This is a genomic window from Micromonospora sp. NPDC023814 (assembly GCF_040639595.1).
Lineage (GTDB): Bacteria > Actinomycetota > Actinomycetes > Mycobacteriales > Micromonosporaceae > Micromonospora.
In genome coordinates, this window is sequence record NZ_JBFAAF010000052.1 from 1 (window position 1) to 12614 (window position 12614).

The window sequence follows — 12614 nt, forward strand, 5'->3', positions numbered from 1 at the left end:
CCCGCTTCCACCTGCACTTCACACCAACCTCCGGCAGCTGGCTCAACCTGGTCGAACGCTGGTTCGCCGAACTGACCAACCGCAAGCTTCGCCGTTCCACCCACCGCAGCGTCAAAGCCCTCGAAGACGACGTCAACGCCTGGATCGCGGCGTGGAACGACAACCCCAAACCCTTTGTCTGGACCAAAACCGCCGACCAGATCCTCGATAATCTCGCCAACTACTGCACCCGGATCAATAAAGCTTCCAACGACTCAGGACACTAGTAGTGCTTTGTTAGGTCGTTGTGGCGTGTCGCTTGTATCAGCGTCGTGGCGGTGTTTGGCTGCCGCGGTGGATGAGCGGGATCTCGTTCGGGTGCGGGCGCGGTTGGAAGACTTCGCGGCAGGGATCTTCGCGGGGTTGCGGCGGTCGGATCAGCGGGCGACCGGTCTGCGGTATCTGCGGGGGCTGATGCTGGACGGTCGGCGTAAGCCGATGCAGCCGATGGCCGGACGACTCGGGGCCGCGCCGGCCGACCTGGCACCACTGCCCTACCGGACGAACGACCTCGGCCCCGTCCGCGGAGGCTGGCGGCCCTCGTGATGCACGGCCAGGCGCTCCGCGACGGCAGTCGCCTGGGACGGCGCGGCGACTGTTCCGCTGAGCATCTGTTCCCCCAACGCGGTGAGGTGGTGCCGCACGGTTCGACCCTGACGGACGGTGAAGACGAGCCCCGCTCCGCGGAGCACCGTCGCGTGCTCGCTGGCGCTCGCAGGTGAGATCGCCAACCGATGGGCGAGCTCTCCGGTGGTGTAAGGCGCGGTACCGATGCTGCGCAGGGCGTAGGCCCGGGTGCGGCCGACAAGGTCGATCAGCGCGGGCAGCCGGTCCGCTCCGGCGGGCTCGGCCAGGACGGCGGCCAGGTCAAGGGGTCCGCGCATCGCGGGCAAAAAGAGCATCGACGGCGCCTGCTCGTCCAGCCCGCTGGTCCACAAGACGGGCCGTGGGTCGAGGAATGCCGACGGCACCAGCAGCAGCCCTCGCCCGCCGAGATGGATGTCGGCAGTGGATGCACCATGGCCCACCTCCAGCACGGGGTAGCGCCAGCGGGCGAAGGGCACCAGCCCGGCCAGTAGACCCTCTACACCACTGGTGGCGAGCAGGTGGGTGAGGGCGGCGTGCTCGGTATCGAGCCGAGCCTGGATGTGAGACCAGTGCGGCGCCACCGCGACCTTGTGGTAGTCGTGCAGGAAGGTCGCCAGACGATGCCGGTCGGCCCGGTTACCCGCCGGGTCACCCACCCCGGCAGGCCAGCGACGACGGTCCCCGGACCGCCACCTGGTGTCCGCCGCAGCGACCAGCTCGGCGCGCAGGTGTTCCGGGCGCACGGCGAGCAGCGAGGTCAGTCCCTCCTCGATGGACTCGGCGGGGCCGGTGAGGGTGAACAAGTCCAGCCACCTGTTGTCGAACAGGGAGGCGCACGGATGCACCAGGCCGGAAGAGGACCGAGCGACCCGTGTCGACCAGTCCCGCAACCCGTCACCCGGCTGGCCGCGCCGCAACCGCCCCAGGCTCAGATACGTCTCGGCCAGGGGCCCCCAGCTCGGCATCAGCCGGACCCGGGCCAGGTCCTCGGCTGTGAACTGGACACGGTACATGAGCCCTCCGACATGCGCTCCGGTCGATCATCGACCGTACGTGGAAGCTGCGCTCACTGTCACGCCGGGTCGTACAGGGCGGGTCGGCGCCGCGACGCACACCCGCCGTAACCTCCGCTCTTCTGTGTTTCGCGTCAGGAACTTCGGCACCGCGCGTTAGGGCGATGTCTGAACGGATCCTGCTGCTGCTTGCCGTGGCATTGATGGAATCCTTCGGGATCCACACCGCGGTCACGGACGACCCGGAGTACGCCACGCTGCGCACAGCTACGGAGCCACCTGGTCGGAGCTCAGGCGTTGCTCGTGCCGGACAACGTCGCCACTGACGCCCAGGTCCGGCAACTCGTGCCCGGCGATGCGGGCTGTCTGATTCTGGTGACGAGCCGCTCCCCGCTGAGCGCCCTGCGGGAGATCGGACACGTCACGCTGACCTCTCTTCCGCAGGCATTCGGCGCTACCCGCGCCGGTTCCGCACCGGCTGCGGTCACGCTCCCTACTCCAACGGCCTGACCCCGCCGTACGGCTCCGGCGCCCGAAGGCACCATCGACCGCCGAGCGCTGGGACGTGATCGCGAAGGCGCTGAGACCGGTCCACACCGCGCCCACGGAGGCGGCCGCGTAGGAGCGATTTCCGGAGTCTGCCGAGGCGTGGGGCGACAGGTGCCCCGCCGAGGCCGGCTGCAACGCCCCGGATGGCTGGTCCGCTGGAGCATTCCGCTACTCGCACTCGTGGTGGCCACGCCGGTCAGCGCGATCGCACCGATCACGCCCCGACCAGCCGGCGCCGCGCCCGCGGCTGTGCCCACCGCGCCAACCGGGACGGTGGTTTCCGCCCGGGCCTTACGGCCCCATCCCCGTACCCCCGACCGGACCCTGGGTGGTTACGACGGCGCCGAGCGTCCGCTGGCCCTCCCCGGGGTGGCGCTGGTGGAGCCGCCGGCCGGCGGGACCGCGCCGGTCGTTCCGTGGCCGCACCGACGCTGGTCCGGGCCGGCCGGACCCCGGTCGGGGTGGGCGCCGACAGCCCGGTACGGGTTGAGGTCCTGGATCAGAAGACCGCCGCGCGGATGCACACCCACGGGCTTTCCCTGCGCATCGCGCACACCGCCTCAGCATCCAGCGTCGCCACCGTACGGGTGGACTACTCAGGGTTCCGAGGGGCGTTCGGCGGCGACTACGCCGCGCGGTTGCGCCTGATCAGGTTGCCGGACTGCGCGGCCACCAAGGAACCAGGTTTCGCGCCAAGCACCGATACTGCGGCGACGCGTCCCCGCGGCAAGCCGGTCGCGGTGACGCGCCCGCCAGCGCGGCGCCAGCTCCGCAACCAGAGCCTCGATCACCAGCCGGGACAGCCGCGTCATTCGACGATTCATCATGATCGCAGCACCAACAATGACAGGACAACTATCATCGATACCGAATGATCCGCAACCGTGCACGAGGCTGTTAGAGCCGGGCCGAGCGGGTCGGCGCGGCGAGGGGCCGACCGACCCGGAACAAGGCGAGCGGCTTGCCACCCACCCGTTCCGCGAGCCGGGCGGCGGTCACCGGGCAGTCGATGAGCTGGCTGAGCGGATGGACCGCCAGGCCGTGCTCGGCGAGGGCCAGCCACGTGCGCAGGAGACGGCGTCCCGCAGCGATGTGGTCGTCGCCGTCCGCCAGCATGACCAGGATGCTGCCGTCGTACCGCAGCAGGCTCCGGCCGCTGACGGCCAGCAGCACCGCGAGGCCCAACCGCCGGGTGACGGGGTACGCGCGCAGCGAGGCGGCCAGGAACCGCGCTTCGATCCGGGACAGGACGAGAGCCCGGTCGGTGAGTCCGTCGAGGTGGTACCGAAAACGACGACACCAACCCGCCGATCTTTAGCGTTGCTTTTGGTCCGGAAACACGGGCGACCCGACCGCGGGTGGCACCGGTCGGCGGCGCAGCCGCCGGACGTGCAGGACCATGATCGCCGCGGTGGTCAGTTGGACGAGCAGGTTGTAGCCGAGGGTATGGACGAAGGCGTCCCGAGCGGCCACCGTCACCGCCCGGTCCGCGGCCGCGCCCACGAGGGCCGTCCAGCCGTCCGCTCCGGCACAGGAGTGCCCGGTCGCCCCGGTCAGTTCGCCGGCGGCGCGCGCGGCGCAGTCGGCCACGTCCGCCACGGCCCGCTGTGCCTGCGCCTCGGTACCTCCGGAGTCGACGACCGAAGTCTGTACCTCCCAGGCCCGCTCCGGCGCGGTCCGGTCGATCTGGTGGGTGACGAACGCGGTGAAGATGATGACCGCCAGGGCCACCCCGATCTGCTGGGCGATCAGTTGCACCGTGGTGAACACCCCGGAGGCGGTCGCGGCGATGCCCTTCGGCACGTGACGCAGCAACATCTCCATGAGCGGGGTGGTCACCAGCGCTTGGCCGAAGCCGAGCAGCGCGACGCCGGGGGTGAGCCGTAGCACCGTCAGGTCGGTGCCGGCGATGTGCACGGTGAGACCGACGACGACGGTGCCGACCATCATCACCAGCACGCCGACGATGATCACGGACTCGTTAAGCCGTGCCTTAAGCCGCTTGACCACGTCGGCGGAGACGAAGAAGAGCAGGCTGAATGGCAGCAGTGACATGCCCGACTCGAACGGCGAGAAGTCCAGCACCGACTGCAGATAGATGCTGGTGAGCAGGAAGTATCCCGGTGGCCCGAGGAAGAAGATCCCGATCACCAACAGGCCGATGTCGAACTGGCGGTCCCGGAACAGATGCGGCGGCAGCAGCGGGGCGCCACCGGCCCGCGCGGTACGCCGCTCGACCCGGATCAGCACTACCGCGCCGACGGCGGCGAAAAACAGGCAGAGAAGCGTCCACATCGGCCAACCCGCCGGTGGGCCCTGGATCAGCGGCACCAGGACCAGCGCCGTGACGACGGTCAGCGCGAGCGCGCCGGCGGTGTCCAGCCGGGTGGTGGAGGATCGTTTCGTCTCGTCGAACCAGCGGGCGGTACCCAGCCAGGCGAGCAGGGCCAGCGGGACGTTGACCAGGAAGATTGACCGCCAACCCGAGCCGGCAATGTCCGCCTCGATCAGCAGCCCGCCGAAGACCATGCCGCTGGCCCAGGAGAGCCCCATCGCCGCCCCGAAGACCGCGAACGCCCGTTCCCGGTCCCGCCCGGAGAACATCGCGTGCACCGACCCGATCCCCTGCGGCAGCACCAACCCGGCGGCGAAGCCCTGCAGGATCCGGGCCACGACCAGCATCGGGGCGCTCCACGCTAGGCCACCGAGCAGGGAGGCGAGCGCGATACCGGCCATGCCGACCAGGAAGATCCGCCGGCGGCCGTATACGTCGCCGAGCCGGCCGCCGGTCACCACGGTGAGCCCGACCGCGCCGGCGTAGCTGACCGCCACCAGTTGGATCTCCGACAGCGTTGCGTGCAGGTCCTGCTGGATCGGCGGGAGCGCCACGTTGACGATGAAGAAGTCCACCTGGACGACGAACATGCCGGTCAGCAGGGCGGCCAGCCCGAGCCAGCGCCGGACGCGGGCCGGCCCGGCGGGCTCCATGGCGCCGACAGGCACGGTGGCGGCGGACGGCACAGTCATGCCTCCTGACCCGGCCGGGCCACCACATCTGCGGCGAGATCCGCGATCACGGTACGCAGGGCGTGGTCGCCGACCGCGTCCATGTGGTCCCCCGGAAGCTCCCGTACGGTCAGTCGCCCGCCGGTCAGTTCGCGCCACCGGGCCACCTGCCGGTCCCGCCGTTCGGGCGCGCGGTCGGCAACCACGTAGAGCGTCACGGGCACGGTGATCGGCTGCGGGGTGTGCCGGCGCCCCATCGCCAGGTAGACGCTGAAGGTGTCGAACGCCTCCCGCAGGGTCCGTTCACCGTCCCCGTCGTCCAGCAGTCCCTGCCGGGTGGCCTCGTCGACCACGTCCGACCATGTGATCCGGCTTTCCGGTCGGGTGTTGCGGCCCACCTCCGGATGGCGTCCCGAGCGGCGGCGCAACTGCCAGTGGAACTCGCGCAGCAGCAGGTCCCCGTCACCGTCGACCGGCCCGGTCAGCACCTCCGCGTCGAGCAGCACCACCCCGGCCGGCGGCCGGCCCGTCGCCGCCAGGCGTCCGGCCGTGGCGAACGCAAGAAGGCCACCGAACGACCAGCCGAGCAGCCGTAGCGGGTGGGCCAGCGGAGAGGCGGTGAGTAGTTCGGCGTATCGGTCGGCCAGCGTCTCGACATCGGTGTCCCGGTCGGGCGAGCCGGTGACGCGCAGGCCCCAGACCGGCTGCTTGGGGGCGCAGACGTCACGCAGCCGCTGGTAAGGCAGCAGGCTGCCGTCCGAGGCTGGTACGCAGACCAGTGGGCTGAGCGACCCGGCCGGCTGGATGGGTACCAGCCCACCGGTGGCCTCCCGGGACGGTTGCCCGTCGAGGTGGCGGACCAGTTCACGGACGCTCGGCGCGTTGAACAGGGTGCCCAGGCTGACGTCCCGGCCGGTTTCGGCGCACAACAGCGACACCAGACGCATCGCGCTCAACGAATGCCCGCCGGCGTCGAAGAACGAGTCGGTCACCTGGATCCGCTCGTCGCCGAGGACACGTCGCCAGAGCACCAGCAGCCTGGTCTCGACCTCGCTCGCCGGGGTCACCGGCTCGGCGTCGGTGGTCGCGCCCACCGGCAGGGCGGCCAGCGCCCGCCGGTCCACCTTGCCGTTGGCGGTTACCGGCACGGTGTCGACCCGGACGAAGTCGGCCGGAATCATGTAGGAGGGCAGGGTCCGGCGCAGTTCGTCGCGGAACAGCGGCGCGCCGATCTCGTCGTCGGCGAGATAGAAGGCGCGCAGCCGGCACTGGTGCCCCTCGCCGACGGCGAGCACGACCGCGTCCTTGACCATGGGCACCTGCTCCAGGGCCGCTTCGATCTCACCGAGTTCGATCCGGAACCCGCGGATCTTGACCTGGTGGTCGATCCGGCCGATGAACTCGATGGACCCGTCGGCCCGGTGCCGGACCCGGTCGCCGGTGCGGAACATCCACCCGCCGGACCGGAACGGGTCCGGCAAAAATCGTTCCCGGGTCAGCTCCGGACGGTTGAGATAACCCCGGGCGACCTGCGCGCCGCCCAGGTAAAGTTCCCCGGCGACGCCCACCGGCACCGGCCGGCGTCGCTGGTCGAGCACGTAGGCGGTGGTGTTGGCGATCGGCCGGCCGATCGGTGGCCGGGTCGACGCGTGTTCTGGCAACACCACCTCGATCGTGGACAGGATGGTGTTCTCCGTCGGCCCGTAGCCGTTGACCACCTCGAACGGCAGCCCGGCCAGGGCCGGGTGCGCGTGCAGCCGGTCGCCGGCCACCACCACCGTACGCAGCGCCAGCCCCGCCGGCATCTCCTCGTTGAGCATCGCCTCGAACAGCGGAGTGACCAGGAAGCTGACCGTCGTCGCAGAGTCGCGCTGCCACTGCCACATCCCGGCCGGATCGGTCAGCGCCGTACCGGGTGCGATCACCAGGGTCGCGCCGGCCGCGAGGGTCGGCCAGACGTCCATCGCGCACACGTCGAAGCCGACGTTGGCGGTCTGCCCGCACCGGTCCCGGGAGGTCAGTCCGAACCGCTGCACGTACCAGTCGACGAAGTTGGTCAGGCTGCGCCGTTCGATCATCACCCCCTTGGGGTGCCCGGTGGAGCCGGAGGTGTAGATGACGTACGCGAGGTCGTTCTCCGCCCTGAGGGCGGTGTCCGACCGGTCCGGGGTATCCGCGTCTTGCGGGCCAGTCGGGGTGGGCACCGGGCTGGCCTCCCCGGCGGGCGCCGCCCCGACGCAGAGCAGCCGGGTCCCGTCGGGCACCGCGAGGGTGCGTCCCGGCCCGACGAGCACTATCTGGGCACCGGAGTCACGCAGCATGAACTCGACGCGCTGCGGCGGCAGGTCCGGGTCGACGGGCAGGTAGGCCGCCCCGCAGAACAGTACGCCCAGACAGGCCACCACGAAGTTGGGGTCGCGGTCGCCGACGACCGCCACCACGCTGCCGGCACCGGTCCCCGCCGCCGCCAGCCGCCGGGCCACCCCGTCGGCGTGGCGGACCAGTTCGGCGTAGCTCAGTCGCCACCCGTCGCCCTCCACGGCAGGCGCGTCCGGCTGCCGCAGCGCGTGGTCCCGGATCCGCTGTTCGACCGGCGGCCCGGACGGCTGCTCGCGGTGGGTGTCGTTCCAGTCCCGCAGCACCGCACCGACCTCCCAGTCGGTGAGGAACTCGTAGCCGCTGACCGGCTGGTCGGGATCGTCGACGACTGCGGCCGCCAGGCGCAGATAGTGTTCGGCCATCCGGCGGACCTGCCCGACGTCGAAGAGATCCAGGTCGAACTCGACATAGCCGCGCACGTCCCGGTCACCGGGGGCGAGGCTCAGCGTGAGGTCGAACTTCGAGGTACGCCACGGAACCTCGACGTCGGCGACGTCAACGCCGTCGAGGCGCAGCTGCTGGGCGAGCGGCGGTTCGAAGGTGAACAGCACCTGTACCAGCGGGGAGAAGCTGACTTCCCTCCCCCGGTCCAGGTGCTGGACCAGTTGCTCGAACGGCACCGCCGGGTGCTCGTAGGCGTCCAGGCAGGTCTGGCGCACCCGGGCGAGTAGAGTACGGAACGTCGGGTCGTCGCGTACCAGGGTGGCCAGCGGAAGGGTGTTGGTGAACATGCCGACAGTCTCGGCGGCGTCCGTGGGGCGGTTCACGAAGGCGGTTCCCACCACCAACGGTTCCTGCTCGTCGGGGGTGTAGTGGGCCAGCAGCGCCTTGAAGACGGTGAGCGCGACGATGAACGTGGTGGCATCCTCGTCCCGGGCGAGCCGGGTCAGCCGTTGCCACAGCTGCCCGGGCAGCACCAGCGGCACCCGCGCTCCCCGGTACCGCTTGCTGGCTGGCCGTGCCCGGTCGGTGGGCAGGGCGAGCAGGTCCGGCGCCCCGGCGAGCCGTTCGTTCCAGTGCCGCAACGCGCGTTCGCGCTCCTGCGGGGTGGCCGTTCGCTGCCCCGCCTCGATGTACTGCATCGGCGCCGGCAGCTCAGGGCGACAACCGCGCAGTACCGCCGCGTACGCCGTGGAGAAGTCGCGCAGCAGGACCGACATCGAGGACCCGTCCGCCACCGAGTGGTGCACGCAGAAGGCCAGTACGTGCTCCTCGGCAGTGACGGTGGCCAGTGCCATCCGGAACAGTGGTCCGTCCGTCAGGGACAGGCCGGTGGCGGCGAAGTTGGCGAGCGACTCAGCCACCTCGGACTCGTCCGGGCGGTCGGCCCAGGTGAGTCGATCGAATGCCACGTCGGTCGCCGTCTCCACCGACTGGTACGCCCCATCCGGCCCGGAGCGCAGCACCGTGCGCAGCGCCTCGTGCCGGTCGAGCAGGTACTGACCGGCCGCGCGGACGGCGAGCGGGTCGACCGGACCGCGTAGCCGCCAGGCCCGGCAGATGTTGTAGAGCGCCGGCTCGTCGGCGACCTGCTGGTGCAGGTAGACGTTGCGCTGGTGGACGGCGAGCGGCGCCCGGCGCACGGTCTGCCGGTCCGTTCCCAGCTCTGGATAGCCGTAGCCGCGGCCGAGGGCCAGGGTCAACGACGAGAGTGAGCCGAGTTCGAAGCGGCCACGCCAAGCCTCGGCGATCTCCTTTTCGATCTGGCGGAAGCCGGAGAACTTCACGTCACCGGCCATCCGGGATTCCGGGTAGAGCCCGTCGATCATCCGGGTCGCCTGGTCGGCGTACGGGTCGAGCATGGCCTGATGGAACGGCACCCCGACGAACCGCGCGACGTCGCGCAGCACCTCGGCCGGATCGTCGAGCAGGTCCTCGAACCGCACGCGCAGCTGCCGCCCGGCGGGCACCGACTCGAAAAACTCCGCCACGTTGAGGTTACTGACCAGCCAGATCAGCTCGGCGAGTTGGCGCGGGGTGAAGTCGTGCGGATGCCGGAACACCTGGTCCAGCTTCACCTCCTGGTAGGAGGCGATCATCGCGGCCGGGTGGCGTATCAGGTGCAGGTAGCGGGCTTCGGGAAACAGCCGCCCGGCCCGGCGCAGCGCCGACAGGTCCATGGCGTAGGTGCTGGTCTTGTCAACGAGGCGCCGATGCCCGAGCAGCCGCGTGATCAGCTGGTACAAACCGCCGATCGTCAGGTCTCGCTGGCGCTCGATGAAATCGTGTGCCTCCCGCGGATCGCCACCGAGCAGTTCCCGCACCGCCCGGGCGAGCCCGTCCCGGGCGTAGCTGTGCGGACCCTCCAGTGCCCGGGTCCGCTCGGCCATGCTGTCGAAGCCGAGCAGTTCCAGTTCCGGAGGGACGAAGAGGTCCGGGTTACCTGCGAGCATCACCCGCAGCAGCGTCGAACCGGACCGGGGTGCCGACAGCAGGAACACCGGTGCCGGACCTGATAGGTCTACCGGCCGGGACGCACCCGGGGCGGGACCGGTGACCAGGCGGCGAAACCGGGCCACCTGCGCGCTGCTGACCGGCAGGTCCGCCTCGGAGGTGTCGGCGGCGGTGTCCGGCACAGCGGTGGCCTGCGGTACGGGAGTGGGCTCCGGCCCGACGGCGGGCTCCAGCCCGACGGCTGGCTCCGGCCCGACCAGGCCCGCCGCCACCCGGGGATACTCCCGCCGCAGGTAGTCGGCGAACCCGGCCACCGTCGGCGCCTTGAACAGCGCGGTCACGTAGAAGACCTCGGCGTGCGTCTGCGTCAGCCGGTTGATCAACGCGGCGGCGCGCAGCGACGTGCCGCCCAGGGCGAAGAAATTGTCGTCGCGGGCGACGGCGGGGCGACCGGGCAGGACCTCACGCCACAGCTCGGCCACCGCCCGCTCCAGCGCAGACCCGCCACCTGCCAGGCTGACCGGCGCGGCCGGGACTGCGGGAGCCGCCTCTCCGTCCAGCGCACCGCGGTCGATCTTGCCGTTCGGCAGCAGGGGGAACGCGTCCCGGAGGACGATACGGGCCGGCAGCATGGCCGACGGGAGTTCCGCGGCGAGGTGAGCACGCAGTTCCGCCGGGCCGGACACCGGGCGGGTCAGTTGTACGAAGGCATGAAGCTCCTGACCGCCGTCAAACGACTCGACCGCCTTGACGACCGCCTGGCCGATCATGGGCAGCCGGGTCAGCGCCAGTTCGACCTCGTGCAGTTCCACCCGGTGGCCGGCCACCTTCACCTGCTGGTCCCGGCGGCCGAGCAGTTCGATCTGCCCGTCGTCGTCGAGGCGTGCCAGGTCTCCGGTGCGGTAGAGCCGCTGACCTGGTCGGAACGGGTCAGCGACGAACCGCTCGGCGGTCAACCCGGTCTGGCGCCGATAGCCCCGGGCCACTCCGGCACCGCCGAGCCACAGCTCTCCCACGCAGCCGACCGGCACCGGCTGCATCTCGGCGTCCAACACGTACGCCCTGGTGTTCGCCACCGGCCGGCCGACCGGTGGCCGGGCACAGTTCCGCTCGTCGATGCGGGCTGCAGTCGACCACACGGTCGTCTCGGTCGGGCCGTACATGTTCCACACCGCGCGGGTTCCAGCGATCAGACGCCGGGCGAGCGCCGGTGACATCGGCTCGCCACCGCAGAGCGCGGTCACCGGGAGCCGCGTCGTGACCGCGTCGAGCAGCACCCGCCAGGTCGACGGGGTAGCCTGCACGACGGTCGGGCCGGCGCGGTGGATCAGCCGGGCCAGCAACGCGCCGTCCCGGGTCTGCTCCGCGCCGGCCACGATCACCCGCCCGCCGTGTGTCAGCGGACCCAGCACCTCCAGCACCGAGATGTCGAACGACAACGAGGTGAGCCAGAGGATCCCGTCGGACGGGTCCAGGCCGAGCAGTTCACCCATGCCGAGGAGGAAGTTGACCACCGACCGGTGCTCGACCTCCACACCCTTTGCAGCGCCGGTCGACCCGGAGGTGTAGCTGAGGTACGCGAGGTCGGCGGGCCGGGCCCGGTCCGCCGGCGGGTCGGCCGGCTCCGCGGCGACCAGGGTGGCCAGATCGCTGTCGAGGAGCAGCACCCGGCCGTCGTGTCCGAGCGAGGTGGCCCCGGCCCGGTCGGACACGACCAGCGCGGCCGCGCTGTCCCGGAGCATGTGGCGGAGCCGGGCGGGCGGATAGCCGGGGTCCAGCGGAAGGTAGGCGCCGCCGGCGCGGAGCACCGCGAGCAGCGCCGCGACCAGTCCGGCCGAGCGGGGCAGGTACAGCCCCACCACCGAGCCGGGTCGCACGCCAAACCGGACGAGCAAGTTGGCGATCCGGTTGGCCCGCGCCTCCAATTCCCGGTACGTGACGACGACGTCCCCGTCAACCACCGCCACCGACAGCGGAGTCGACCGTGCCTGCTCGGCGAAGAGCTGACAGATCGTCCGGTCAGCCGGGTACGGTCGACCCGTGGCGTTCCAGTCCTCCAGGACCCGTTGTCTGGTCCCGTCGTCGAGCAGCGACAGGGTGCCGTTCGGCGCGTCCGGCCGCCGCACCGCGTCGCGCAGCAGCGCGGACAGCGCCGGCAGCGTCCACGGTGCCTGACAGCCGGCCGGATCAGCTCCGGCGTCGTCGGTGCGGACCGTGACGCCCAGGTCGTCCCGCTCGTCGGTCAGGTCCACCCGCAGCCAGGTGTCGACCGGGTCCCGACCGTCGGCGGGCCCGTCGTCGGCCGCACCCTTACCGCCGGCGGACGCGATGTCGGCCGGGTCCCGACCATCGGCGAGCCGGCTGCCGAGCAGCCCCCGCATCGACGAGGCTGCGGCCAGGTCGTAGACGTGGGTGTGCCGACGTCCTGCCCGGGTCAGCACGACTCCGACCCGGCGGCCGCCCTCCGTGCGACGGTGCAGCACGGCCACTCCGGCGCCCACCGCGCAATACGGCGGGCAGGCGGTGTGCCGGCTCAACCCGTTGAGCGCGTCCACCAGCCCGGCCGGCAACAATTCCCGTCGTTCGACGGGTTTCCGACTCTCCATCACAACTCCCCCAGGGCGGCCCGAGCTGGCTCATCGTTTC

Annotated in this window: 5 protein-coding genes and 2 pseudogenes; 3 read left to right on the plus strand and 4 right to left on the minus strand. The window is 71.1% G+C overall.

Annotated features, from left to right (window positions below):
* Together AB0G14_RS24480 and AB0G14_RS24485 are read left to right on the plus strand one after the other, a co-directional pair.
* Nucleotides 1-266, plus strand: a pseudogene (locus tag AB0G14_RS24480) (IS630 family transposase); the annotation flags it as partial.
* A gap of 67 nt (nt 267-333) precedes the next feature.
* Nucleotides 334-504, plus strand: a pseudogene (locus AB0G14_RS24485) (transposase); the annotation flags it as partial.
* 29 nt (nt 505-533) lie between these two features.
* Here the strand turns inward: AB0G14_RS24485 and AB0G14_RS24490 are convergent.
* Nucleotides 534-1640 carry a winged helix-turn-helix domain-containing protein gene (locus AB0G14_RS24490; protein ID WP_357701075.1) on the minus strand — a complete coding sequence of 369 codons (1107 nt, stop codon included), beginning with the start codon at nt 1638-1640 and terminating at the stop codon, nt 534-536.
* Between the two features lie 965 nt (nt 1641-2605).
* Between AB0G14_RS24490 and AB0G14_RS24495 the strand changes: the two genes are divergently transcribed.
* A complete protein-coding gene (locus tag AB0G14_RS24495; RefSeq protein ID WP_357701077.1) occupies nt 2606-3064 on the plus strand; it encodes a hypothetical protein in 459 nt (152 codons plus the stop codon).
* A 22-nt stretch (nt 3065-3086) separates the two neighbouring features.
* Here the strand turns inward: AB0G14_RS24495 and AB0G14_RS24500 are convergent, their stop codons facing one another.
* From AB0G14_RS24500 to AB0G14_RS24510, 3 genes are all read right to left on the minus strand, one after another.
* Complete coding sequence (locus AB0G14_RS24500) at nt 3087-3374, minus strand: hypothetical protein (RefSeq protein WP_357701079.1); 288 nt, start codon at nt 3372-3374, stop codon at nt 3087-3089.
* A 129-nt stretch (nt 3375-3503) separates the two neighbouring features.
* A complete protein-coding gene (locus AB0G14_RS24505) occupies nt 3504-5216 on the minus strand; it encodes an MFS transporter (RefSeq protein WP_357701081.1) in 1713 nt (570 codons plus the stop codon).
* Nucleotides 5213-12574 (minus strand): amino acid adenylation domain-containing protein, encoded by a 7362-nt coding sequence (locus AB0G14_RS24510; protein WP_357701083.1) that lies wholly within the window; start codon nt 12572-12574, stop codon nt 5213-5215. Before AB0G14_RS24510 ends, AB0G14_RS24505 begins: the two co-directional genes overlap by 4 nt.
* Nucleotides 12575-12614: the final 40 nt, after the last annotated feature.